We start from the raw sequence: 25,057 nt of genomic DNA, 5'->3' as shown, positions 1-25,057 counted from the left end.
TCGGGCCCGCCCGTCGTGCACCACTGTGAGTTAGTGAACTTCTGTCTTGTCACCGATCACCGTGATGTAGCCGAACTGGAAGTTCTGCTGGACACCACCGGGAATGTCGAATTTGTCACTGATCGGGAATCCGAGGCGGCCGCCTTCGTATCCGACGCTCTTCCAGCCGTCGAAGAGCGGGCCGTTCTCGACGGACCATGCACCGGTGCCGGGGCTCCAGTAGATGTTGCCGCCCTCGAACTCGGTGAAGCGTCCGTTGTCCTTGATCGGAACCTCGTTCGACTTCGGGAATCCGAGCCAGCCGTTTTCCCAACCGAGTTCGCCGTACTTGCCCATGATCATTCCGAGAACCGCGTGAGTTCCGTTGGCGCTGCTGTACATCGCGCCGATCTCGAATCCCTGAACCTTGCCCGGCTTGCCGGGGGTCGCGATCTCGTCGGCGGTCGGGTAGCCGAGCGGGCCACCTTCCCATCCCTGTGCGGACCACTCGGCGAGGATGTCGCCGCTGACGGGGTGAGCGCCGGTCTGCGGGGTCCAGTAGATGGAGCCGTTCTGGAAGTGGTTGAAGCGTCCGCGTCCGTCGGGGGTACCGAGTTCGGGAGTACGCGGGAAACCGAGCGGGCCGGCCGCTGCTCCGGTGTTCATGTACGCGCCGGCGATACGACCGGCTACAGGCTGGGCGCCCGTTCCACTGGTGAAGTAGATGCGACCGTTGCGGAAGTCCTGTGCCAGGCCACCCGCGACGCTGTACTCGGGGGTGATGCAGTCGCCGATCCAACCGTTGGCTGCAGCCGTCGCACCGATCTCACCCGACGTGCCGCAAGCCGGCTTCTCGACCTCGACGCCGATGGCGTTGGCCAACTGCGGCCACAGCTGATGAAGCTCGAACTGCCAGTACGGCCACGAGTGGGTTCCGGACGGGCGGTAATTGACCTGCGCGGGGATGCCGAGCTGGTTGAGCTTGGTCGCGAAGGTCTGCGAGGTCAGGCGAGCGAGGATCTCGAGGCCCATACCTGCGTAGTTGGTGCTGACGCCGGGAATTCCCGACGGCTGGTCGTACGGGCCGGTCGTACCGCTACCACTCGAGACGTACAGACTGACGCCCTTGAGCTTCTCGGCGAGCGCATACGGATCGTGTGCAGCCCACTGTGCGTTGGACGGCGGTCCCCACATCGCGGCGGAGTTGTATCCACCGGCGTCGGTCATCGCGAACTGGATTGCCTGAGGCATGCCGAGCGAGGTGGTGGTGAGGATGCCGGACAGCGAAGCCGCGAACTTGAAGAAGCCGGGGTTACGCGCCGTGAGGAACATAGCGGACGTTCCGCCCATCGACAGTCCGACTACTCCGCGCGTCTGCGTGGTCCGCCAATCCTTTTCGAGGATCGGGGGCAGTTCCTTGGTCAGGAACGTCTCCCACTGGTAGTTCTTGCCGTTGTCGGGCTCGAGCCAGTCGGAGTAGAAGCTGGACTGACCGCCGACGGGAAGAATGACGTTGACGTTCTTGTCCGCGTAGAAGGACTCAGCGTCGGTTTCGTAGGTCCAGGCGTTCTCGTTGTCGGTCGCGCGAAGACCGTCGAGCATCCAGACCGAGGGGAAGCTGGCCGACGGATTGACGTTCCAATCGCGAGCCAAGAGGATCTGCACCTGAATCGGGGTGCCCATCGCGGGAGAGTTCACCCACAGCGCGACGCGACGCTCACTGAGCCAGTCGACCTTCGTGACCGCTGCGCCGGTGGGGTTCTGGGTCACGGCCGGTGCGGCCTGAGCAGGTGCCGGCGCGGCTGCCGCGGTTCCGGCCGTCGTCAAGCCCGCGGCGATCGGCAGTACCAGCATCGCTGCCAGTGCGCCGACGACCTTTGTCCGGAAGGTTGCCCGGGACCGGCGACGGTCCTCCGTGGCAAGGCCTACTCGCATGAGCTCACTCTCTTTCCTTACGTTCGGTCCGCGCGTCGATCGTGTAGCCGCCTGAGCAGCCAGACCCCCGTTGAAACTATTTCTACACGCAAACGATCCCCGCTTGGGGTAGCCGCGCTGTTACTGGTGGTGCAATTGTTACTGACCTCAGGCGATCGTGCAGCACCTGAATACACAAGTGCCGTCCCGGTTTCCCTTGGAGGGAGTCCGGAACGGCACTGGTGAAGTGACTAGGTCACGGGATGGCGCACGATCACCAAGCGTTCATGGTGTCGAGGATCTGGCCGCGAGCCTTCCACAGCTCTGCCGACCAGTACGGCCACGAGTGCGTGCCGTTGGACGGGAAGCTGTAGGTGGCCGGGATACCCAGCGAGTTCATGCGGATCTGGAATGCACGGGTGTTGACCAGGGCGAGTGCTTCGAGGCCCATGCCGTTAGCCGTGTTGTAGTAATCGATCGGTGCGCGCGGGTGGTCGTATTCACCGGGCAGGCCGCTTGCCGACGAGATGTACATCGACAGGCCCTGCAGACGCGGTGCGAAGACGAACGGGTCGTTGCGCAGCCAGGACGGGCTCCACGGCGGTCCCCACATGGAGTCGACGTTGAAGCGACCGGCATCGAGCATTGCGACGCGGATTGCCTCGCGCATGCCGGGAGCCGAGATGTTCAGGTAGCCCGAGAGCGAGCCGGCGAACTTGAACTGGTCGCGGTGGTAAGCAGCCAGCGTCAGAGCAGCGCTGCCACCCATCGAGAGACCGAGAACCGCGTTGTTGTTCGGCGAGACGCCGTAGTTCGCGAGGAAGTTGGGGAGTTCCTGCGTGAGGAACGTTTCCCACTTGTACGTGATCTGCTGGCCGTTGAAGTTCGACGGTGCATACCAGTCGCTGTAGAAGCTGGACTCGCCGCCGACGGGCATCACGAGGGTGATGTTGTCGTTGCGGTACTGGTCCATCGCGTTGGTCTCGAAGCTCCACGCGTTGGCGTCGTTGCGCGCACGCAGGCCGTCGAGGAGGTAGAGGGCAGCGTTTCCGCCGCGTGCGGCCCACTGGACCTGGACCTTGATGTTGCCCATCGAGGAGGGCACCCACAGCTCGTCGTATCCGCCCGAGGGGGCGGTGTGGCTGGGAGCAGTGTGCGCGGGCGCAGCAGAGGCGACAGCACTACCGGCAACTCCTGCAGCAAGGGGTAGCACAAGTGCTGCGGCACCGATGGCCAACGCTCGGTGCTTGAGGCGCTGGGTCAGCCTCTTTCTGGCAAAACGCATGGATACTGCTCTCTCTCTTCGTCTGCGGCACTCACTCGGTGGAGTGGCTCCGGCGGATTCCGTCGGGGAACAGGCTTTTCTGCCAGCCCGAACAAGTTCGGGTCGGCAGCGGACCTCTTCCAAGTCACACTGCGCTCGCTGGACTTTATGTCACAGGTTCAGCTGTGACAAATAGACAGACCGTTACGTCTCAGTCCGCGGGCGACGCCGTCATCACCCGCAGGGAGTGATTCAGGTTAGGTGAATCGTCTTCGAGTACATCGTGGCCAATCGATTCGGTGTTACTGAATCGAAATATTCAAACCTTCAACCGTCGGTGATGCTGATCACATCACTTCGGCGGCTCCGGCGGAACGAGCCCGCAGCGTTCCAATTCGTAGGCCGGAACCCGGTCGAATCGGTACTTCGCGAAGTCGAAAGCCTGCTGGAAGTTCTGTTTGAATCTGGCCCAGGTCAGCTCGGAGCGGTACGACGTGAGCAACTCCTGCGTTTCCGGGCACGTGATCGCCAGCTTCGCGTCGGCAACCCAGTCCTCGTCGAGGAAGAACGGCAGCCACGGGCGAACGTCGATCATTCCGGTATCCGCGACCACCCAGTCCGGGTAAAGGTTCTTGTCGTGCCCGATCCGGCCGTCTTCGAGGCGCTCGGTGTGTGCTGCCAGGGGGTACGCCAGCCCCATCTGATCGAGCACCCGAACGTCGAGGCCCACGTTCATGCTCGTCATTCCGAGGTTGAGGAAGAAGACGACGTGCTCGGCAGGCTCCTCGAGCGGCCCTGGCGGTGGGACGACGAACCAGGAGTCGTAACTCGCCGACGGCAACAGCAGCCCACCCTCCGGAGTCCGCGCGATGGTCTCCACCATGGCACGCATTCGCGGATAGTCGAGGTAGTCCTCGGCAAGAATCGGGTGCTTGTGACCGGTGTTGAGTGCATAGAACGCACGCTCGTCGACGATTCCCGAGCGACCCACCACGGAGCCTTCCGGCATGCCCGTCGTGTTGGCGGCGAAGAAGGCCCAGATGATCGTCCCGATCCACAGCACCGCCGAGACTCCGAAGATCGCGGTGTCGCGGTTACTGCCGAACGCTGCCCGCGCCGGAACCCGCAGCGGAATGACGGCGACCGGGATGAGCAGGCAGAACAACACCGGCAACAGGACGCGGCCGTGCATGAAGTCGCCGCCGACGCGCAGAGAGTAGATCCCGAGAATCAGCCCACTGCCGAGAATGAAGGTGACAATCGCCCGCGGCGTGCGCAGAAACTGCTGAAAGCGCTCCCACAGCGGGCGTACAGGTTGATCGGTGGCGGTGGCAGGTGCGTCCGCTCGGCTTCGCCACACGAGCAGCAGCGCGCCGATGAGCAGGAAAAGCAGCGGCAGCCAGAGCAGGTACGGCCCGACGAGGTTCCACAGGTACGCAAAACCCTGCGCCCACTTCGCGCCACCGGCGTCCTTCGACACCGCGGTGTTCGGGTACGGCAGGGCGTAATAGCCCATTCGCCAGATCTGATAGCCCACCGGCACAAGTCCGGCGACGACCACGATCAGTGCGCGAATCTTCCAGGTCAGGCCTGCGGAGAGAACGATCATCATCAACGCGGCAGCACCGGGAATTGCCATCTCGGGTCGAACCAATGGTCCGAGGCCTGCCACGAACGAGAGAGTCAGGATCGACGCCGTGGACGGCTTCGACGCCTGCGCCCACCGAACGAGCAGTAGCCACAGGAGCGCGATCCAGAAGATCACCAAGCAAGTCTCGAGCCCGGAAGTGGCGAAATCTCGCGCAGGCGGAACCGCGATGTAGACGAGAACACCTGCCGGTACCAGCAGGATCGTTCCGCCCGCCGACGGCCGAACGCCTCGGTACAGACGACCGGTGCCGAGCATCGCCAGCACGACGGCAGCAGTCGAGAGTACGAGCGCGATCGTCAGAACGACGTATTCGAGGCGGATCTGCGTGAGCCAACTGAACGCGTAGACGATGTATGTCCACGCGGTACTCGTGTTCGCCTCGACACGCTCCCCCGCATTGAAGACCGGGCCGTTCCCCGCGAGCAGGTTGCGGACGGTTCGCAAGACGATGAGTCCGTCGTCGGCGATCCAGCGACGCTCCCACGCCCCCCAGAACATGAGGGCAGCAGCAAGCACCACCCCGCCGAGAAAAACTCCTCGACTGAGGGTGGTGCGATTCGCCGCAGTGTCGACGTGCGGGTCGGCCTCGGTGCGTGGCTCAGACGAGGTAGACAGCGACACCCACTACTCCGATCCACGCAATCGCGAGGAGTTGCAGCACCCGGTCACCGAGCGCGATCTCCTCAGGCTCTCCGGCTTCGCCGCCGTCGACGTCCACCGCATATCGCAGCACCGCGATGGTGAAAGGCACCATCGAGATGGCATACCAGTTGGTGCCCTTGATGGCGTCCTGCTGGAACGCCCACAGTCCGTAGCAGAGGACCAGCGTCGTCGCTGCCATCGTCCACACGAAACGCAGGTACGTCATCGTGTAGCTCTCGAGGGACTTACGAATCTTCGCGCCGGTCTTCTCGGCCAACTGCAGTTCGGCGTAGCGCTTGCCTGCCGCCATGAAGAGTGAACCGAACGCCATCATCAGCAGGAACCACTGCGAGAGATCGATCTCGGCGGCAACGCCACCGGCGATCGCTCGAAGCAGGAAGCCGGACGAGACGATGCAGATGTCGATGACGGCCTGATGCTTGAGACCGAAGCAGTAGGCGAGCTGGATGACGATGTACACGCCCATGACCACGGCGAGTTGCCAGTTGGCCAGGAAGGACAGCCCGATCGCACCGGCAAGCAGCACGACTGCCATGCCGTACGCGATGTTGACGGGTAGAACTCCGGCCGCGATGGGACGGAATCGCTTCGTGGGGTGAGCACGGTCGGCTTCGACATCCATCGCGTCGTTGACGAGGTAGATGCCCGATGCCGCCATGCAGAACACGACGAACGCCAGCGCGACGGGCAGGAGCACGTCGGCTTCGGTGGCGGTTCCGGCCGCGATGGGCGCTGCCAGCACAAGGACGTTCTTGACCCACTGACGTGGGCGAAGCGCCTTGACGATGCCGGCGGGCAGGGACTTCGGGGGTCCGCTGACCGTAGCCGGTTCCTCGCTCATTTATCTCCACATTTCTGTTCGGCTCTGGCTTCTTCGACCCGGCGAACTACCGCCGCGGATGCGGCTCCCAGTGCCGCTCCGGCGAGTACGTCGGTCGGGTAGTGAACTCCCAGGACCAGACGCGAGAGCATCATCGGGGGCACCAGCAACGCCGGTAAGGGTAGCCCGGTGAGTCGACCGATCAGCACAGCCGCCGCCGTCGTCGACGTCGCGTGTGACGACGGGAAGCTGAGCTTGCTCGGTGTCGAGACGTTGACCTGCACCGAAGGGTCGGAAGGTCGCTTGCGCCTGACGACTCGTTTGATCACCACGGAGGCGGCGTGTGCACCGAATGCGCCGACGGCTGCTCCGGCCCACTCACGTCGACGCGGCTTGTCCACAGCAGCTCCGACGGCAGCGATCGCGATCCACCCGAGGGAGTGCTCACCGAAGTGAGACATACCGCGGGCGACCTTGACGGCTCCCGGCAGCTGCCCGACGGTCGATTGAATTCCGGCCAGAATCTGTACTTCAGGAGATGCCGAAGACACGTTCCCACCTTTCCGTGCTGGTCAGTGAAGGAACGGCGTCCTGGTACTGCTTCTTGAGTTCAGGGAAACGCGCGGCGAGTTCGCGGCGCAAACGCATGGCTTCCTTGAGCAGTTCGAGTGCCTGCTTGGGGTTGCGCTTGCGGTAGACGACGCCGCGGCCGTCGGCGGTGGTGACGGTGACGCCGTCGACCTGCGAGAGCAGGTACCACCTGGCGTCGATGGTCGGCACGTTGAGCTGAGGACGCTCGTGATGCTCAGGGTGCGCAGGCTTGAGGTTGTGTACCACGGCCTTGCCGACGCGGACGATCTTGGCGACGGGGTTGGTCGGCGCGCTGACGTCCCCGACCTCGGCGCCGGAGGGCAGCGGTAGTGCGGTTGCCGAGGGCACCACGACGGCGTCGGGGTACTCCTTGCGCTGGGCATGGACCTCACCGAGTGCGGTGGGCAGCATGTTCGCGACGTGTTCCGGTCCGGCAAGGAAGTCCGCGATGGCCTTGTTCTGGATCGCAACGGTGGAGTACTCGAGGCACAGCAGGTGCTTGAGAGTCGCCTTCACCGTGTTGACGACAAGGCCGCGGCCGTTGCCCGGCATATGGAGCGCGGCCACCACCAGACGGTTTCGGAGGTGGAAGTACGCCTGCCAGTCGATGGCGTCGTCCTTGTCGCTCCACGCCATGTGCCAGATCGCGGCACCGGGCAGCGTGACGGTCGGGTATCCGGCTTCCTTTGCGCGCAAACCGTATTCGCAGTCGTCCCACTTGATGAACAGTGGCAGCGGCTGCTTGAGCTCTTCCGCGACCTGGCGCGGGATCATGCACATCCACCAACCGTTGAAGTCGACGTCGATGCGACGGTGCAGCAGTTTCGAATCTCGCAGCGAATTCTTGGAGAAGTCGTGGTCGTATTCGACGTTCGGCGCCGCAGACCACATGAAGATCCCGCGGTTGACCACTTCACCCATCACATGAAGGTGGCTGCGTTCCTGCAGGTTGAGCATCTGCCCACCCACCAGCATCGGCGACTTCGCGAAGCGCGAGAAAGCAAGCGCGCGAAGGATCGAGTCGGGTTCGATCTCGATGTCGTCGTCCATGAACAGGATGTGCTGGCACTGCGTGGTCTTGAGTGCCTCGTACATGATTCGGCTGTATCCGCCGGAGCCGCCGAGGTTGCCCTGATCGTGAATGGCGAGCCGATCACCAAGTGCTGCAGCAGCTTCGGCGAACCCGGGCTCGTCACGCACCTTGCGGGTCCCCTGGTCCGGCATGATGACGGCCTTGATCACGTCGGACACCAGAGGATCCGAGGACAATGCAGCCAGCGCCTTGACAGCGTCGGTCGGGCGATTGAACGTCGGAATACCAACGGCAACAGTCGCTTCGCCGGGCGCCTCGACGGGCGCGTACCAGCCGCCGCTCTCGACGACTACGGCCGTATCGGTGGTGATGTCGAACCAGATCCAGCCACCGTCCTCGAACGGCGTCAGTTCCACCTCGAACTCGACCGCGGCATCACCGTCGGCAAATTCCTTGCCTTCCACGTGAATTCGCGAGGAGTCCGCCTTGGAACGGTAGACATCCACGCGGCCGTGTCCGGACAGTTCGAGTCGAAGGACCACCGATTTCAGGATGGACCAACGGCGCCAGTAGCTGGCGGGGAACGCGTTGAAGTACGTGGCGAACGAGACCTCGGTCTCGGCGCCGAGCGCGACGGACGTCCGCGAGGTGGAGTGAGCCCGACGACTGTTGGTCGAAGCTTCCTCCAAGTACAGCGTGCGGACGTCGAGAGGTTCGCCGGCGCGGGGAAGGATGATCCGGGAGAGCAGGGACTTGCCGAGGTAGGTCACCTCGTCGCCGGTGACGACTTCTTCGCCTTCGAGTAGATGACGTGCGTTCATTCGCTCTCCCCTGCCAATTCCGCACCCGTTTCGAGATGCGGGCGCAGGGTGTTCTCGAACATCGTCAGCGCGCTGGCGATCGCCATGTGCATGTCCAGGTACTGGTAGGTGCCGAGACGCCCGCCGAAGAGGACCTTGTTCTCCGCCGTCTCCTTCTTGGCACGGGAGCGGTACGCACTGAGCTTCTCGCGATCCTCGGGCGTGTTGATCGGGTAGTACGGCTCGTCCTTCGCCTCCGCGGCACGTGAGAACTCACGCATGATGACGGTCTTGTCGGTCGGGTACTCGCGCTCCGGGTGGAAGTGACGGAACTCGTGGATGCGGGTGAACGGGACGTCCGCGTCGTTGTAGTTCATGACCGGGGTGCCCTGGAAGTCTCCGGTGGGCAGAACCTCGGTCTCGAAGTCGAGGGTGCGCCATCCCAGTGCGCCTTCGGAGTAGTCGAAGTAGCGGTCGAGCGGGCCCGTGTAGATGACGGGTGCCTCGGGGCTGGCGGTGCGCAGTTCGTCGCGGACGTCGAAGTAATCGGTGTCGAGGCGGACCTCGATCTTCGGATCCTTTGCCATGTTCTCGAGCCACGCCGTGTAGCCGTCGACGGGCAGGCCCTCGTACGTGTCGTTGAAGTAGCGGTTGTCGAAGTTGTAGCGGACCGGCAGTCGGGCAATGTTCGCCGCGGGCAGCTCAGTGGGGTCGGTCTGCCACTGCTTTGCCGTGTAGTCACGCACGAACGCTTCGTAGAGCGGGCGCCCGATCAGGGAGATCGCCTTCTCCTCGAGATTGGAGGCATCCTTCGAATCGATCTCGCTGGACTGCTCGGCGATGAGGGCGCGTGCCTCTTCGGGAGTGAAGTACCGACCGAAGAACTGCGACACGAGGCCGAGTCCCAGCGGGAACTGGTACGCCTGTCCCTTGTGCAGCGCGAAGACGCGGTGCTGGTAGTTCGTGAACTCCGTGAACTGGGTGACGTAGTCCCAGACCTTCTTGTTGGAGGTGTGGAACAGGTGGGCACCGTACTTGTGGACCTCGATGCCGGTCTCCGGCTCAGCCTCCGAGTATGCGTTCCCCCCCAGGTGGTGACGGCGATCCAACACCAGCACGCGCTTACCCAGCTGGGTAGCGGCACGCTCGGCGATGGTCAGCCCGAAGAATCCCGAACCGACGACGATCAGGTCGTACTGGGCACGGGCGGTCTCTGAATTTGCAGCGGTCACGATGAACCAGGGTATCGGACCTGTTCGGACGCCGAGGGTTGGATGCGTCACCAGGGACGATGCGGCAAGTCAGGACGTTGCAAGACCGATCAGACCGGAAGCACTCGGTGCACCGCTCGAATCGAATTCGATGGTGATCGGTTCGTCGACGGGGAAGTGTGCGGGAAGTAGAAGCAGTCCCTCCGACGCGCAGCGTTCGAGAAGTTCGCGGCGGGTGACCCTGGCGATCTCGGGATCCGCGTCGCCGCCCTGGCTGAGGTCCGGGTACAGAAACTGGATCGGATGGTGGATCACGTCGCCGGAGATGACGGCGCCGCCGTCGGCAGTGCGGATCTCGATCACGATGTGGCCCGGCGTGTGACCGGGCGCGCCGCGCACGACGACGCGTGTGCCTTCGGACTCGGCCAGGACGTGGCCGTCGTCGACCGCCTCCCACTTCGCCCCGTCCAGAACTGGACGGACGCTGTCCTCGAAGGTCTGCGCCAGATCCGAGACCACTCCTTCGTGTGGACCGTCGGCGGCGAGTTGTTCGAGCGCGGTCAGTTCGGTGCGGTCGAAAATGTAGGTCGCGCGGGGAAAGGTGGGCCGCCAGGTTTCGGCCTCGAGGTTGGTGTTCCAACCACAATGATCGGGGTGCAGATGTGTGCTGACCACCAGATCGACGTCGCCAACGTCGACGCCGGTGTCGGCGAAGCGCGAGAGGTAGTCGGTGCCGAACATGTGGTGCGGCAGGAGGTTCGGCCGGTGCTTGCTGTTCCCGTTGCCGGTGTCGACGACGATGGCCTTGCCGCCGATCTCCACCAGGTAGGTGTGGATGGCAAGTACGAGGTCACCGCTACCCGCGTCGAAGAACTCCGGTGTCAGCCGCGCCGACGCGTCCTCGATCTCCGCATCACCCGCGTGCGGAAAAAGCTCTCGCGGCGGAAACGGCCAGTGCGCCAGCTCCGTCAGTTGGGTGACGCGCGCCGATCCGACGTCGATGGTGAAGCTCATCAGTGATTGCCTTCCGAACAGCTCGATCCCGCTTGTAGGCACACACAAAGGCACCCACCGAAATGCTCGGTGGGTGCCTGGTCGGTGTCAATGGTTTTCGACGCCGGTGATCAAAGACTCTTCGCGATGATGCCCTTCATCACTTCGTTGGCGCCGGCGTAGATCTTCTGGACGCGGGAGTCCTCGTACATGCGCGCGATCGGGTATTCACGCATGTAGCCGTATCCGCCGTAGAGCTGCACGCACCGGTCGACGACGGCGCACTGCTGTTCGGTGAGCCAGTACTTGACCATCGCGGCGTCTGCGCCGTCCAGCTCGCCGTTGAGGTGATCCTCGATGCAGTTGTCGAGGAAGACACGGCAGGTGCGTGCGATCGTCTGGCACTCGGCCAGCTCGAAGGCGGTGTTCTGGAACTCGAAGAGGCTGTGCCCGAACGCTTGACGCGCCTTGGTGTACGCGACGGTCTCCTCGACGGCACGCTCGATGGTGCCGATGGCCTGCGCGCCGATGATGAGACGTTCCTGCACCAGCTGCGCCATCAACTGACCGAAACCGAGCCCCTCGGACTCGCCGAGGAGGTTCGAAACGGGAACGCGGACATCGGTGAAGGACAGCTCCGACGTATCGGCGCCGTGCTGACCGACCTTGTCGAGGACGCGGCCGACCGCAAAGCCTTCGCAGTCACGCAGATCCACGATCAGGAGCGAGACACCCTTGGCGCCCGCCTTGGGATCGGTCTTGACGGCGAGCACGATCATGTCTGCGCTGCCACCGTTGGTGATGAAGGTCTTCGACCCGTTCACGACGTAGTGGTCACCGTCGCGGATCGCGGACGTGGTGATTGCCTTGAGGTCGGAACCTGTTCCCGGCTCGGTCATTCCGATGGCGCCGAGGATCTCGCCCGTCGCCATACCTGGCAGCCAGGCCTTCTTCTGCTCTTCGCTTCCGTACTCGAGCACGTAGTGGGCGACGATGCCACTGTGCACGGAGTTACCGAGTGCATAGTCCCCGCAGTAGCCCTGCGCCTCGAAGACTGCAAGATCGTGCGCGAAAGTTCCACCGCCCCCGCCGTATTCCTCGGGAATCGAGCAGCACAGCAGGCCGAGCTTGCCGGCTTCGAGCCACACGGACCGGTCGACGCGATGCTGAGCGTCCCACTGCTCACGCTTGGCGATCAGTTCACGATCGAAGAAACCACGGGCCAGTTCGGCTACTGCGGTGATCTCGTCGTCATGCCACGACGGCTTGCGCTTGGTCGCCATGATCAGACCCGCTTCAGCAGGGCAGCGAGTGCCTGACCGCCGCCGATGCACATGGTGACGATGCCGAATTCGAGGTCGCGACGGACCATGTCGCGTGCCGCGCGCAGCGTGAGGATGGCTCCGGTGGCACCGACCGGGTGTCCGAGGGCGATTGCTCCGCCGTACGGGTTGGTCTTCTCCGGATCCAGGCCACTGTCACGGATGACGGCGATGGCCTGCGAAGCAAAGGCCTCGTTGACCTCGGCGGTGCCGATGTCGGACGGCTTCAATCCTGTTTGCGCAAAAAGCTTTTCGAGAGCGAGCACGGGAGCGTAGCCCATCAGGCCGGGCTCCATGGCTGCCGTCGTGACGGTTTCGAGCGTGACCAGTCCGGTGAGGCCGCGCTTGGCTGCCTCGGTGCCCGTCGCGAGGACGAGGGCGCCGGCGCCGTCGTTGATGCCCGACGCGTTACCGGCGGTGACGGATCCGCCCTCTTCGAATGCAGGGCGCAGCTTGGCGAGGGTTTCGACAGTGGTTCCGGGCTTGGGATGCTCGTCTTCGGTGACGGTGACGGAGCGCCGACCACCGGTCTCGACGGGAGTGATCTCCTCGGCGAATGCTGCCTTGGCTGCGTCGGTAGCAGCGCGGCGCTGAGATTCCACTGCGAACTCGTCCTGCTGCTCGCGGCTGACGCCGTACTTGCGGGCGACGGCTTCGGCGGTGCGGCCCATATGAGCCTTGCTGAACGGGTCGGTGAGCATGGCGACGGTGCCGTCTACGAGGCTGCGATCGCCGAGCTTGTAGCCCGAGCGGGCGGCGAAATCGTAGAACGGCATGCGGGACATGCTCTCGTCGCCGCCGGCGAGGGTGATGGCAGCTGCGCCCCAGCGCATCTGCATCGCCGCCGACCACACGGCCTGCAGGCCGCTGCCACAGAGGCGGTTGACGGTGTAGGCGGGAACGTTCTCGGGCAGTCCGGCGGCGATGCCCACGCGGCGTGCGTTGTAGGCGTCGGGGCCGACCTGGCCGATGCAGCCCATGACGACCTCGTCGATGTCTTCGGGTGCAACGCCGGCGCGGCTCAGCGCGGCCTTGGCTGCTGCGGCACCCAGCTCGTGTGCGGGTACGTCCTTGAAGACGCCGCCGAAGCTACCGACGGGGGTCCTGGCCCCGTCGACGATGACGATCGGTTCGGGTGTGGTCATGATTGTCCCCATCTGCTGTGCTCACGTCGATTTCTCTGTCCGTGGCCGATACTAGGACATCTAAGTATCTCGCAGATGGGGACGTTGGTGTCAGGGTGTGGGAGCGCTCTCGGACACGGGTACAACCTCGGCGTCGGCGCCTTCGGCGTCCTCGGTCTCTTTGTGGTTCCGGTATCGGTAGAGCCCGATGCCCACGAGGATCGCTGCGAGCCCCAGGGACACGATCATCTGGCTGCGCGTCGAGTCCAGGGTGAGCATGCCGATGCAGAGCGCGATGATGGCGGCGATCGTCGCGTAGGTCAGGTACGGGAAGAACCACATCTTGAGTTCCAGCTCCTGGCCCGAAGCTTCGAGCTTGCGGCGGGTGCGCAGCTGGGACACCGAGATGACCAGCCAGACGAACAGCGCGATCGCACCGGAGGAGTTGACCAGGAACAGGAAGACCTTGTCCGGGGAGAGGTAGTTCATGCCGACGGTCAGGAAGCCGACGATCGTCGAGACCAGGACAGCGCGCATCGGGACGCCGGTCTTCTCGATACGTGAGAGCGACTTGGGGGCGTCGCCGCGGCCGGCGAGAGAGAAGATCATGCGGCTCGCGGTGTAGAGACCGGAGTTGAGGCAGGACAGAACCGACGTGAGGACGACGACGTCCATGATGTTGCCCGCGGCCGGAATGCCGTAGGAGTCCATGACGGCGACGTACGGGCTGAGCGCGACCGATGCGCTGTCCCAGGGAAGCAGAGTGACGACCACCGCGATCGAGCCGATGTAGAAGATGAGAATTCGCCAGACGACGGACTTGACGGCAGCGCGAACAGCTTCGAGCGGGTTGGCCGATTCACCGGCGGCGATGGTGGCGATTTCGGCGCCGAAGAACGAGAACACGACCACAAGGACTGCGGCGAGCATGGCTCCTGTTCCGTTCGGCAGGAAACCGCCGTGACCGGTCAGGTTGGTCATTCCCGGTGCTTCGACGCCGGGCATCCATCCGCAGATCGCCACGATGCCCATGCCGAGGAACGCGATGATGGCGACGACCTTGATGGAAGCGAACCAGAACTCGAACTCGCCGAACGACTTGACCGAGATGATGTTGGTCAGCGTCAGCACGATCATCAGAATCAGAGCCCAGGTCCACTGGGGAACGCCGGGAACCCAACGATTCATGATGAGGGCACCGGCGGTGGCCTCGATGCCGAGCACGATGATCCAGAACCACGCGTACAGCCAGCCGATCGAGAAGCCCGCCCAGCGGCCGATGGCCTTGTCGGCGTACGACGAGAACGAGCCGGTTTCCGGCGACGCTGCCGACATCTCGCCGAGCATGCGCATCACGAGGATGACGACTACGCCGGCCAACGCGTAGGAAATCAGGACACCCGGTCCGGTCTCCTGGATCGCCACACCGGAGCCGACGAACAGTCCGGCGCCGATGACGCCCGCGATCGCAATCATCGACAGATGCCGCTTCTTCAGCGTGTGCTGAAGTGCCGGCTGGTCTGTACTGGACATCAGTACTCCTTGTGGGCTGTTCGGGACGTGGATCTCGGTGACGCTCTTCTGGAGCGCATTTTCGATAGCGCCAGTGTCGGACCTTCGGCAAGCTCGCGTCAGGCTCCACTTTGTACAAACGTGACCGCAGGCACTACAAAGTGGCGAGTCCGAGGTGTCAGACTGGACCCATGCCCATCACGCTCCGCCAGCTTTGTGCGACCGAACAGTTCGGCCTTCGCGTCCTGGCGGGGCACGATCAGCTCGATCGCACCCTGACCTGGGCACATGTCTCCGAACTTCCCGACCCGACGCCCTTCCTCGACGGCGGCGAACTACTACTCATCACTGGAGTGTCGCTACCGACGACGGCCGCGGAAACGACCCGTTTCGTACGCACCCTGGTGGCGGCCGGAATTGCCGGAATCGGTTTCGGAACCGGCCTCGGATACGAGCAGGCGCCGCAGACTCTGGTGGATGCGGCCACCCGTTTCAGTGTGCCCCTACTCGACGTCCCATTGCGAACACCTTTCATCGCCCTGACCAAAGCGGTGTCGAAGGCGCAATCCGACGACGACATGAAAGCGCTGCGCAGCAACTACCAGAGCCTGCGGCGACTGCTTCAAGCTGCAGTGACGGTCAACGGCACCCGGGCAGTCGTACGACGGGTGGCGGAATTGATGGGCGGATGGGCGGCCCTGCTGGACTCGGCCGGCCATACCGTCGAGATCTCACACACCGCTGCTGCCGCAGGAATCGAGCGAACGGCTCCCGAGCGCGACGCCCGCCCGATGGAAGTCAGTTTCCTCACGAGTGAGAACGAGGACGTCATCTCGCACCCTTTGATGACGTCGAGGGGAAAGCTGATGGGGTATCTCGTCGCCGGCTGCCCCGGCGCCGTCGGCTCTCTGAATCAGGGCATCGTCATCGCCGCCGCGTCTCTGCTCACGTTGATGACGGCTCGAACCCGAGATGCGCAGTTGACGATGAACCACTTGCGTACCGTGGCGATGCATCAGCTGTTCGAAGGACAGAATGCGCTCGCCCGCAACATCTCCGGGGAACTTTGGGGAGGATTTCCGGTCGAACCTTTCCAGGTCTTCCACGTAGCGGGCCCGAGTGGCCTGCTCGAGAGCGTGTCCGTCTCACTGCTCGACGGTCTCAGCCGCGATCTGGCGTTCGGCATCACCGACGGAGCGTTGATCGCCGTCGTCTCGGCTACCGACAGCGGGCGAATCCTCGCCCGTGTCAACGAAATCGACGTAACCGTCGGCGTGTCGGACATGCTGTGGTGGGACGATCTCTCGCGCGCCAGACGCCAAGCCGCGCAGGCAGCAGCCGAGGCCGGCGCCCGCAACCTGCCTTCGATGCGGTTCGCCGAACTCTCGGAGAGCGGATTGTCCGCGTTTCTCGATCAGGATCGCTCGACGGCATTCGCGGCGGCACACTTGCGCCCGCTTCTGGAAGCGAAGGGCGGTAGCGATCTCTACCGAACCTTGGCCATGTGGTTGGCACACAACGGTGTGGGCGACGCCGCAGCCACAGCGCTGAATATTCATCGGCATACGTTGCGCAGCAGACTCGCTCGGATCGAGAGCCTTCTCCAACTGGACCTCGGCTCCCCCACGGAACGTGCGGAGTTGTGGCTCGAGTACCGCTTGCTCGGCGACGCTCCGACCATCTGACCGACAACCAATGAGCCCTGAACGACCTGAAGGGCCTCCGCCGGGTTACGGCAGAGACCCTTCAGAGTCGATACGTGCGAGTCGCTACCGACCGACCTTCCCCTAGCTTCCGCCCGTCGGTATCCACTCGCGGAGCACGTTGGCATCAACTACCTGCGCACCCAAAACCTTTGTCCAGATGATGGTTCCGTTTTCGTAGACACGGAAAGTGCCTGCTTCGGAGGGCAACTGCATCTCCGGGCCGGCAGGAGCACCGAGAGAGCCGCTTTCACCGCCGAGCTCCCGATACTTCTTCTCGATCTGCGTCTCCGTAACCGTACCCGATGGATCGCCGGATGGCGAATTGGATTCCGGCACTGTCGATTCCGAATCCGGTGCCACTACCACACCAGCGCCGTCGCCGACGGTAAACCAGTCCGATTTCAGGCCGAGTTTCTGACGGAACTGCATTCCGGTGGCGCCAACAGTTGCATCTGTTCCGACCACCTCGACTGCCGTCACTCGCCCGCCGTCGGTACCGAATCCGTTGCGCGAGAGAATCTTGAGCGATTGCAGCTCGCCCACATCGAAGGCGTCCGCAATCTCACCCGCGGTCAGATTCACTGTCCAGTCGTGATTGGGCGAAAGGGCGTCACCGAGATCCTCGACGGCCGGGAATTCACCGCCGGAGCTGTAACCTCCTGTGGACGAAGAGAATTCGGTGGCAACAATCTTGCCGTCACGCGACAGAACGGCGCCGGCGGTGGACCGAACGGCTTCAGTGGTCCGGGGATCTTCCTTGCCAGCTCCGCCGTAGACCTGGCAGTCCTGAGTGTCGCACGTGTCGGCGTACGAGCTGCGATGCTCGGTCGCAGCGTACGAGCGCGCCGCCACGGCTTGCGCCCGTAGTGCTTCGGCCCCACCGGAATCGGCCCATTCGGCTTTTGCCTCGACCGGCACCACGCCGAGCAGGTAGTCCTCCATGTCGAGGAGATTGACCGTCCGAGCCGAGCCGTTGTCGAGCACTACGCCGAGGGCGCCGCGATAGGGCGCGTCGTTGTTGCACAGCTTCAGGAACTGGTCGGCGGGTCGATCGGGACTGAGATCCACAGGATCCACCCACGGATGCTCGGTGACCGCTTCCCAGACAACCCCGCCACCACACCCGCTGGTGACAACCACCTGCGCACCGCCACCGGGCAGTGCAGTGAGATGGGCAGCCTCGCCCGGCGCGGTGCGCTGACCGTTGACCACGAGGCCGGCGTCGGAGTAGACGTCGAGCGTCGAGTTGTCCTGGACTGTGAGCCGCACACTCATCTGGGCGGGCGGCAAGGAGTCCAGGACGGTTCCGCCGTAGTAGTGACTGAGGATTCGCTCGCCGGACCAGCCGTCGTTCTTGGCGTAGCCGTAAGCGCCCCACTGCCCCATTCCGCGGCCGTGTCCGTTGCCATGACCGGAGAGCGTGAATTGTGTATCGGCGGCGACGGCGTGCAGGATCGACGGCTCGTCAGCGCGGATTTGCGTGAAACCTCCGATCGCGACGCCGAGCGCAAGAGCCGGAACGAGACCGAGGACCGAGACCCGCATCAGCGAGGTTCGCCTCCCGGGTCCGCCCACCAGAAAGCGACCTGCGCGACCGGACACAGGCTTCTTACCTGCAGTTCCGCTTCTTCCGCTTCTCGCCATCAATGCTCTCCTCATCGCTACCGGCCTCACGAGTCCGCGAAGTCGGTACTTCGCGCGCAGGCCAGTCCACAACGATTTAACTAAAGTCTCACCCTAAGGTTGAGCGTTATGGACTTTTGTGACTAGTGTGGCAAGAGTGTTTGGAGTTAGCAACACCAGTCACACGAGTCACATCAGCATCACGAGTTGCAGACGTACGCGTCCGAAAACTGGAGTTCAACCCCAGAACATGGCATCCGACCTGCTCGGATCCGGTTTTGAAGGATTCCGTTCACGGCCGTCATCGGCCCTGAAGTTCGCTCGCAAGTAACTACAACCGAGGAGTAATCCCTTGCCACACCGTCGACCGAAGCCCTCGCTCGTACTCGGGGCTGTAGCCGCAGTGGCTGTCGCAAGTCCTTTTGCGGTCTACGGCTTCACGAGCACTACGTCCGATGTACGTTCCGCGAACGAAACGACGTCAGTAGCAGTGCCGACCCAGATCGCAGAGGTGCTCCTCGCGTCGGTGCCCGACATCATCATTCCGGTCAAGGAGCTGACCGGTCTCGATCTCCCCGACATCAACCTGGGCGATCTCAGAAACCTCAAGCTCCCGACCGAAATCCCGCTACCTCCAGGGATCACGTTGCCGACCGAGCTCTTCCCGGCACCCGCTGCTCCCGGGGCCCCGACCGAAACCGCTCCGGTTCCCTCCGAGGAAGAGCCAGGTGCCGTGGTCAAGGAAGTCACCCGCGACACTCCGTTCAGCATGGTCGCGTTGACCTCGGACACGCTCGCCTCGGCGCAGTCCAAGGTCCGCGCCCTGGCCGAAGACGGCACCTGGGGTCCGTGGTTCACCCCTGACGCCATCGACTCCGCCAGTTCGGATCAGGCCACCAACGCCGGTACCGCCACCGAACCTGTCTTCGTCGGCGCCACCAAGTCCATCCAGATCCTCACCCCGCAGGGTGTCGCTGCCCCCGCGGCCGAAGCTGTGCCGGCTCCGGAAGCCGCACCCGCACCTGTCGAAGCACCTGCTGAAGCGCCTGTGCCTGCCGAAGCGCCGGCCGAAGCACCTGTGCCTGCGGAAGCACCCGCAGCCACCGGCGAACTCGGGTACACCCCGGCTTCGGTGTCCAAGCCGCTTCGCCAGGCGACGACGGCAGCAGATGCCGTTACCGCAGTGTTGATCGATCCGGGTACCAGCGACGCGGACAGCAATCTGCAGGCAGTCGCGGCACCGCTCGGCGGCAGTGGACCCTCCGTCATCACCCGCGCACAGTGGGGAGCAGACGAGTCACTTCGCTGCGACTCCCCCACGTACGACGACTTCACCGGTGGAGCAACTGTCCACCACACCGCGGGCAGCAACAACTACACCAAGGAAGAATCGGCCGGCATCGTCCGCTCGATCTACGCCTACCACGCACGCACTCTCGGCTGGTGCGACGTCGGATACAACGTCCTCGTCGACAAGTACGGTCAGACCTTCGAAGGCCGCGCAGGCGGACTCGACAAAGCAGTTCAGGGCGCGCACGCCGGCGGCTTCAACGAGAACACCACCGGTATCGCGATGATGGGTGACTACTCCACCGTCGAGCCTTCGCAGGCGACGCTCAACGCCGTCGGCAAGTTCCTCGGTTGGAAGCTCGGCCTGGCCGGCCTCGACCCGAAGGGCCGAACGACGATGTACTCCGAGGGCACGGAGTTCACTCCGTACCCGCAGGGCGCAGCAGTGGATCTGCCGATCATCTTCGCCCACCGCGACGTCGGAAACACGGCTTGCCCTGGTGATGCCGCATACGCACACATGAACGACATCCGGAACATCGCGGCCGCGAATATCGGCGGATCGTTGAACCCGTCGAACCCCTCCAATCCGTCGACGCCTGCGCCCAAGCCGACCACTCCGGTCGACACGGTCACCGGTGGCACCGGATCGTCGATCCCGGATCTGGTCACCCAGATTCTGAAGATCACCGACAATTCACCGCTCGCGCAGAAGTGGATCGCCGAAGGTGGTGACCTCGGACGCCTCGGCCAGGCGCTGTCCGGAATCCTGCAGGCGAAGCTCGGCAACCAGGGTGCGTTGTTCCAGAACGGCGCTGTCTACACCTCACCCAACGGCGGAGTGTTCACCGTGCTCGGCGAGATCTTCAAGTCGTGGCAGAGCTTCGGTTCCGACGCGGGTGAACTCGGATTGCCGATCTCGGACGAATACTCGATCCCGGACGGCCTGCGCAGCGACTTCGAGAACGGTTCGCTGATCTTCAACCAGATCACCGGCATGGTCACGAAGGTCCTCAAGACCTACAACGAGACCTTTGCCCAGGAAATGGCCAACAGCGCGCCTGTCGGCTGACACTCGCGCAGTACACGTCCTCGGGCGCTGGTGGGTTCTACGACCACCAGCGCTCGAGGACTTTTGCGACCCCGTGCGCCGAATTGGTGTCGGTGACCTCGTCGGCTGCGGCTTTGGCTTCGGGGTGAGCGTTGCCCATGGCAACGCCGAGTCGAGCCATCCCCAGCATCGGGATGTCGTTGGGCATGTCCCCGAAGGCAACCAGACCCGACAGGTCGAAGCCGAACCTTTCGGCCGCGGCAACCAGGCCGGACGCCTTCGTGATTCCCGGCGCCGAGAGTTCGATCAGTCCGTTCTCGGTGGAGTACGTCATGTCGGCGAGCGCACCGACGTGCGGGGCGAGCGTGTCGTACATCGCCGTGCTGGTCATGCCTGGACGGCGAATCAGGAGTTTGACGGCCGGCGCCGCAAGCACTTCGTCCTCGGACATCTCGGTGTTGTCCGGGTTGAGCCAGGCGTGTTCGTAATCTGGTGAGCTGACGAACTGTGGGGTGGCGGCGTCGTGTGCGCTCTCCCCCACCCGTTCCGCGGCCAATCCCGACCCGGGAAGTGCAACCAGAGCCAACTCGGAGAGTTCGGTGAGTGCGTCGACCGACAAGGTCGCGGCGCTGAGGACGCGGTCGGCGTAGCTGTCGTAGACAACGGCTCCATTGGCGCAGACGGCGAGTGGCGCGTATCCCAAACCTTCGACGACGGGCGAAATCCATCGCGGAGGACGCCCGGTTGCCAGCAGGAACGGCGTGCCGGATTCGACGACGGCATGCACGGCGGCGCGGGTGCGGGCACTGACCAACTCGTCGTGATCGATGAGGGTACCGTCGACATCGGTCGCAACCAAGGTTGGGCGGTCAGGGCTGATACGACGGTCTGGGCTCACACCGCCATTGTGCCTGCCCGGTACGACGGTCTCGCTCAGCGCGCCCGCTTCGCGCGTTCCTGTGCGTCCATGGCCGCGGCTTCCGCCGGCGTCGGCGCGCCACCGCCGAGTCGGCGAGGCACCCAGTACGCCCCGGGCTCGTGCACGAACCCGTCCTGAACGTGGCGCAGGATCGCATCCATCTCGATGCGCAGGATCTCGCTCAGCGCTTCGGCGGGCTCGACCGGATCGATCGGTGCACCCACCTCCACCGAGATCGGGAAATGATTGCGGCCCAGATTTTTCGGTCCGCCCTTGGTGACGATCCGCTGGGCGCCCCAGACGATCAGCGGAATTATCGGCACGCCGGCGTCGATGGCCATCCGAGCTGCTCCGGATTTCATTTCCTTGATCTCGAAGCTCCGACTGATCGTCGCTTCCGGGTAGACGCCCACCAATTCGCCACGCTCGAGGGCGTCGACTCCGGCTCGATACGCCTGCGCTCCGGCGGAGCGGTCCACTTCGATGACGCCGCATCCACGCATGAGGAAGCCGAGGACCTTGTTGTCCGCCAGCTCAGCCTTGGCCATCACTCTGAGCTTGCGTTTCGCGGTGCCGACCGCCAGGGCCGCCGGTATGAAATCGAGGTAACTCGTGTGGTTGATCGCGATGACGGCACCGCCGGACACCGGGACGTGTTCCGTCCCGGTGCGGGTGACTTTCACGCCCTGGAAACCGCTCAGACCACGCGCGACTACCTCGACGGCGGTGTAAACGGGTTCGAAGGACATGGGTCAGCCTTCGGACTTCCGCGCCTCACGTGCTTTGGCTTTCGCCTCGGCCTCGTCGGCATCCATCTTGTCGGCCTGCTCGAGCGTCGGCGCGCTGCCACCGAGGCGGGCCGGTACCCAGTACTCGCCGGCGGGATGGTCGTAGTCCTTCTGCAGATCGAGTAGCAACTCCTGCATCGTCGACCGCAGCTTCGCCGTCAGCTCACTCGCCGGCTCGAAAGGTGCAATCGGCTCGCCGACGGCAATCGAGATGGGAGTGTTGGTGCGGCCCAACCGCTTCGGATAACCCTTCGTCCACACGCGCTGAGCGCCCCAGATGACGACGGGAACGATCGGTACGCCCGCCTCGATTGCCATCCGGGCGGCTCCGGACTTGAATTCCTTGATCTCGAAGCTCCGACTGATCGTCGCTTCGGGGTACACGCCCACCAATTCACCGCGCTTCAGGAAATCTACGGCCGCCTTGTAGGAGTCGGCGCCCGCGCCGCGGTCGACCGGGATGTGCTTGAGGGCCCGCATGATCGGTCCGGAGATCTTGTTGTCGAAGACCTCCTTCTTCGCCATGAACCGGATGTAGCGCTTGGGGGTCCGCGCCGGCAGTCCCGCATACGTGAAGTCCATGTATCCGGTGTGGTTGATCGCGATCACGGCGCCACCGGACGCCGGGATGTTCTGCTCTCCCTTGACGGAGAACTTCAGGCCCTCGAAAGCGAAGACGGTACGGGCGATGCCGATGACTGTTCTGTAAACGGGATCCACAGTTCGCTAGCGTAGACGGGAATCCGTGATCTGACCCGCAGCAGTTATGGGGTGGATGTTGGTCAGAATGTCGCAAAAGGGGCGTAAGAACGAATGAAGTCGGCAGGACGAGCGGCAGTGGGGGCAGTCGCACTCGCCATGACGTTGGCGATAACCGCATGTGAGGACGACGGACGGACAGGAATCCTGACGGACGAACCGTCTCCGCCTACGACGGAAACCACGACGACAACCACTCTCGCGCCCACGACCACCACTGCGCCCGCCGCGCCACCTCCGGTTGGTGACGTGCCCGGTAATCCGGCTGCTGCGCCGGCCTTGGCGGCCTGGGCAACGGACCTGGTGTCCTTGGACGTGGCTGCGCTCACGAACGCATGCTGGACGATGCCGCCCACAACAATTGCCGACCGATACTCGGATGTGCCCGCCATCTTGACGGCCATCGCCGCACCAGGCGTCGACGGCCAGTACGCGGTCACCTGGAGTGGAGGCGGACTCTCCGTCGCCGCCAAGCGCTCGGAGATCGCTTCCGGCTATGCGTGCCCGTTCGTCTTCCCTGCGGGGCAATCAAACTTCTACACCGCGGCCGACGCTTCCCACGCCGTCGTCCGGTTTCTCTCACGCGCCACGGGACGGCCGGTCAATACCCGCGACGTCGAGACGTTCTATCCACTGATCTGCCCCGGCAACAGCCCGTGGGATCCCGACGGCACCGGCGCCACCGGCCAGCCGCCACTCAAGCTCGATCCGAATCAGCTGGCCGGTATCAAGTCTTTCGACGCCGACGCTGCAACAGTCACTCCGGTTCGCGGCGACTACGTCCGTGTCACCCTGCCCGTCAGCGACGGAACCGGTAACTCACGGTCGATGCAGTTCACCCTGTCGATCGGCCCCGAGGGATACTGCCTCGGGGCCGCGACCTGAACTGTTCCGGTCAGGAACCGAAGGGAAGGAAATCGCTCGAGCCAGCGCTGCCTGAACCGAGGCTGCCCGTGCCACCGCCGGTTGCAGCCTTGATCTGAATTGCGTGGGCCGCCGAGGTGGAGCCTGTGAATCCGGCTGCGCCGCTGTAGATTGCCGAAATCGAATGCGCACCGGTTGTGGTGAAGGTGTGGTTCAGCGCCGCGATCCCGTTGACCACTGGCACAGCGTCACCGATCGGGGTGTCCCCATCCATGAACTGCACCGTTCCACCGTTCTGCACCGAACTGACAGTCGCCGACAGGGTCACCGACTTGTTCACCACACCATCGGCAGGCACCGTCACCACAGTCTCCGTGGTGACATCCGAAGGCGCAGGGTCCGTTACATTCACCGTCCGCGCCTGGGCCGAGGACCCGACTACACCGGCTCCTCCCGAGTAAACCGCCGTGATGCTGTGCGCACCCGCAGAGGTAAACGTATGCGACAGACCAGCAGCGCCGGCCGTAACCGGTTCAGGACCGCCGATCGCGACGCCACCGTCGTAGAACTGCACGGTTCCGACGCCGACAGCGTCATCCGACGACGTTCGGACTGTTGCCCACAAGTCGGTCGCCACACCAGTTTTGGCATCGGTGGGGATATTCAGTTCGACGACGGATTCCTGGTCGGCAACACTCACCTGAACTGACTTCGCACTCGCAACCGAGTTCTTGAATCCGGAACCAGCGGTGAAGTCCGCGGTAATGCTCTGAGCACCAGCAGCATCGAAGATGTGCGAGAGCGTCGCGGTTCCACCGGAAACTGTCACCGGTGAACCAATGGCCGTGCCGTTCGACTTGAACTGCACCGTACCGACAGCGTTGTTCGGAGCAACGGTTGCAGTCAGATCAACCGCAGTACCCGTGATCGCCGTCGCCGGAACCGAGAGCGAGGTCGTGGTCTCGACATCGACCGGAGCCGGATCGGAGACCGTCACCGTCTGAGCAGATGCCGACGAACTCACAAACCCTGCACCAGCGGTGAAGTCAGCGGTAATGCTCTGAGCGCCAGCAGCATCGAACGAATGCGACAGCGTCGCAGTCCCACCGGAAACTGTCACCGGTGAACCAATGGCCGTGCCGTTCGACTTGAACTGCACCGTACCGACAGCGTTGTTCGG

The 25,057-nt window shown here is 63.8% G+C and carries 19 protein-coding genes; 3 read left to right on the top strand and 16 right to left on the bottom strand.

The window, feature by feature from the left end:
* Positions 1-30: 30 nt before the first annotated feature.
* The 11 genes from AC3WQS_RS14715 to AC3WQS_RS14665 all read right to left on the bottom strand — a co-directional run bounded on the left by AC3WQS_RS14715 (position 31) and on the right by AC3WQS_RS14665 (position 14,898).
* Entirely contained in the window at positions 31-1,914 is a 1,884-nt protein-coding gene (locus tag AC3WQS_RS14715) for an alpha/beta hydrolase-fold protein (protein ID WP_020905771.1), read from the bottom strand.
* A 253-nt stretch (positions 1,915-2,167) separates the two neighbouring features.
* Positions 2,168-3,178 carry an alpha/beta hydrolase gene (locus tag AC3WQS_RS14710; protein WP_020905770.1) on the bottom strand — a complete coding sequence of 337 codons (1,011 nt, stop codon included), beginning with the start codon at positions 3,176-3,178 and terminating at the stop codon, positions 2,168-2,170.
* Between the two features lie 331 nt (positions 3,179-3,509).
* Entirely contained in the window at positions 3,510-5,429 is a 1,920-nt protein-coding gene (locus AC3WQS_RS14705; protein ID WP_269577444.1) for an arabinofuranosyltransferase AftB family protein, read from the bottom strand.
* The gene (locus AC3WQS_RS14700) at positions 5,407-6,312 is read right to left on the bottom strand and encodes a decaprenyl-phosphate phosphoribosyltransferase (protein WP_003943808.1); all 906 of its coding nucleotides are present in this window, start codon (positions 6,310-6,312) and stop codon (positions 5,407-5,409) included. Before AC3WQS_RS14700 ends, AC3WQS_RS14705 begins: the two co-directional genes overlap by 23 nt.
* Positions 6,309-6,842 carry a phosphatase PAP2 family protein gene (locus tag AC3WQS_RS14695; protein ID WP_003943893.1) on the bottom strand — a complete coding sequence of 178 codons (534 nt, stop codon included), beginning with the start codon at positions 6,840-6,842 and terminating at the stop codon, positions 6,309-6,311. The genes AC3WQS_RS14700 and AC3WQS_RS14695 overlap by 4 nt, the downstream gene beginning before the upstream one ends.
* Complete coding sequence (locus tag AC3WQS_RS14690; RefSeq protein WP_047888750.1) at positions 6,823-8,736, bottom strand: glycosyltransferase; 1,914 nt, start codon at positions 8,734-8,736, stop codon at positions 6,823-6,825. The genes AC3WQS_RS14695 and AC3WQS_RS14690 overlap by 20 nt, the downstream gene beginning before the upstream one ends.
* Positions 8,733-9,947, bottom strand: coding sequence for a UDP-galactopyranose mutase (gene glf / locus AC3WQS_RS14685; RefSeq protein WP_031331123.1), 1,215 nt, complete (start codon positions 9,945-9,947; stop codon positions 8,733-8,735). The genes AC3WQS_RS14690 and glf overlap by 4 nt, the downstream gene beginning before the upstream one ends.
* A 69-nt stretch (positions 9,948-10,016) precedes the next feature.
* Positions 10,017-10,940: an MBL fold metallo-hydrolase gene (locus AC3WQS_RS14680; protein WP_492713127.1), complete on the bottom strand. Its 924-nt coding sequence runs from the start codon at positions 10,938-10,940 to the stop codon at positions 10,017-10,019.
* A gap of 110 nt (positions 10,941-11,050) precedes the next feature.
* On the bottom strand, positions 11,051-12,202 hold the full coding sequence (locus AC3WQS_RS14675) for an acyl-CoA dehydrogenase family protein (protein ID WP_007731824.1): 1,152 nt from the start codon (positions 12,200-12,202) through the stop codon (positions 11,051-11,053).
* A 2-nt stretch (positions 12,203-12,204) separates the two neighbouring features.
* Complete coding sequence (locus AC3WQS_RS14670; protein ID WP_007731825.1) at positions 12,205-13,386, bottom strand: thiolase family protein; 1,182 nt, start codon at positions 13,384-13,386, stop codon at positions 12,205-12,207.
* A gap of 90 nt (positions 13,387-13,476) precedes the next feature.
* Positions 13,477-14,898, bottom strand: a complete 1,422-nt coding sequence (locus AC3WQS_RS14665; protein ID WP_205907261.1) for an amino acid permease — start codon at positions 14,896-14,898, stop codon at positions 13,477-13,479.
* Between the two features lie 170 nt (positions 14,899-15,068).
* On the opposite strand from AC3WQS_RS14665, the gene AC3WQS_RS14660 reads away from it, so the two are divergent.
* Complete coding sequence (locus AC3WQS_RS14660; RefSeq protein WP_492713128.1) at positions 15,069-16,562, top strand: PucR family transcriptional regulator; 1,494 nt, start codon at positions 15,069-15,071, stop codon at positions 16,560-16,562.
* A 102-nt stretch (positions 16,563-16,664) separates the two neighbouring features.
* Here AC3WQS_RS14660 and AC3WQS_RS14655 read toward each other — a convergent pair whose 3' ends face one another.
* Positions 16,665-18,227 carry a SpoIID/LytB domain-containing protein gene (locus AC3WQS_RS14655; protein ID WP_492713129.1) on the bottom strand — a complete coding sequence of 521 codons (1,563 nt, stop codon included), beginning with the start codon at positions 18,225-18,227 and terminating at the stop codon, positions 16,665-16,667.
* A gap of 331 nt (positions 18,228-18,558) precedes the next feature.
* On the opposite strand from AC3WQS_RS14655, the gene AC3WQS_RS14650 reads away from it, so the two are divergent.
* Positions 18,559-20,568: an N-acetylmuramoyl-L-alanine amidase gene (locus AC3WQS_RS14650; RefSeq protein ID WP_070796556.1), complete on the top strand. Its 2,010-nt coding sequence runs from the start codon at positions 18,559-18,561 to the stop codon at positions 20,566-20,568.
* Positions 20,569-20,605: 37 nt separating this feature from the next.
* On the opposite strand, the gene AC3WQS_RS14645 is transcribed toward AC3WQS_RS14650, so the two are convergent.
* The 3 genes from AC3WQS_RS14645 to AC3WQS_RS14635 are packed head-to-tail and all read right to left on the bottom strand — an operon-like array spanning position 20,606 to position 22,974.
* Positions 20,606-21,427, bottom strand: a complete 822-nt coding sequence (locus AC3WQS_RS14645) for a Cof-type HAD-IIB family hydrolase (RefSeq protein WP_024488043.1) — start codon at positions 21,425-21,427, stop codon at positions 20,606-20,608.
* Between the two features lie 53 nt (positions 21,428-21,480).
* A complete protein-coding gene (locus tag AC3WQS_RS14640) occupies positions 21,481-22,215 on the bottom strand; it encodes a lysophospholipid acyltransferase family protein (protein ID WP_029254200.1) in 735 nt (244 codons plus the stop codon).
* A 3-nt stretch (positions 22,216-22,218) separates the two neighbouring features.
* Positions 22,219-22,974 carry a lysophospholipid acyltransferase family protein gene (locus AC3WQS_RS14635; RefSeq protein WP_020905757.1) on the bottom strand — a complete coding sequence of 252 codons (756 nt, stop codon included), beginning with the start codon at positions 22,972-22,974 and terminating at the stop codon, positions 22,219-22,221.
* Positions 22,975-23,067: 93 nt separating this feature from the next.
* Between AC3WQS_RS14635 and AC3WQS_RS14630 the strand changes: the two genes are divergently transcribed.
* Positions 23,068-23,898 (top strand): hypothetical protein, encoded by an 831-nt coding sequence (locus AC3WQS_RS14630; RefSeq protein ID WP_492713130.1) that lies wholly within the window; start codon positions 23,068-23,070, stop codon positions 23,896-23,898.
* 10 nt (positions 23,899-23,908) lie between these two features.
* Here AC3WQS_RS14630 and AC3WQS_RS14625 read toward each other — a convergent pair.
* Positions 23,909-25,057: Ig-like domain-containing protein (locus AC3WQS_RS14625; protein WP_492713131.1), on the bottom strand; the 1,149-nt coding region annotated here is incomplete at its 5' end.

The sequence above is a fragment of the Rhodococcus sp. FW305-130 genome (genome assembly GCF_058788335.1).
This window is presented reverse-complemented; position numbering and strand designations above follow the sequence as displayed.

Coding starts and splice junctions, on each gene's coding strand:
- AC3WQS_RS14715 (WP_020905771.1), bottom strand. CDS start 1,914: ATGCGAGTAGGCCTTGCCACGGAGGACCGTCGCCGGTCCCGGGCAACC.
- AC3WQS_RS14710 (WP_020905770.1), bottom strand. CDS start 3,178: ATGCGTTTTGCCAGAAAGAGGCTGACCCAGCGCCTCAAGCACCGAGCG.
- AC3WQS_RS14700 (WP_003943808.1), bottom strand. CDS start 6,312: ATGAGCGAGGAACCGGCTACGGTCAGCGGACCCCCGAAGTCCCTGCCC.
- AC3WQS_RS14690 (WP_047888750.1), bottom strand. CDS start 8,736: ATGAACGCACGTCATCTACTCGAAGGCGAAGAAGTCGTCACCGGCGAC.
- AC3WQS_RS14680 (WP_492713127.1), bottom strand. CDS start 10,940: ATGAGCTTCACCATCGACGTCGGATCGGCGCGCGTCACCCAACTGACG.
- AC3WQS_RS14675 (WP_007731824.1), bottom strand. CDS start 12,202: ATGGCGACCAAGCGCAAGCCGTCGTGGCATGACGACGAGATCACCGCA.
- AC3WQS_RS14670 (WP_007731825.1), bottom strand. CDS start 13,386: ATGACCACACCCGAACCGATCGTCATCGTCGACGGGGCCAGGACCCCC.
- AC3WQS_RS14665 (WP_205907261.1), bottom strand. CDS start 14,898: ATGTCCAGTACAGACCAGCCGGCACTTCAGCACACGCTGAAGAAGCGG.
- AC3WQS_RS14660 (WP_492713128.1), top strand. CDS start 15,069: ATGCCCATCACGCTCCGCCAGCTTTGTGCGACCGAACAGTTCGGCCTT.
- AC3WQS_RS14655 (WP_492713129.1), bottom strand. CDS start 18,227: ATGGCGAGAAGCGGAAGAAGCGGAACTGCAGGTAAGAAGCCTGTGTCC.
- AC3WQS_RS14640 (WP_029254200.1), bottom strand. CDS start 22,215: ATGTCCTTCGAACCCGTTTACACCGCCGTCGAGGTAGTCGCGCGTGGT.
- AC3WQS_RS14630 (WP_492713130.1), top strand. CDS start 23,068: ATGAAGTCGGCAGGACGAGCGGCAGTGGGGGCAGTCGCACTCGCCATG.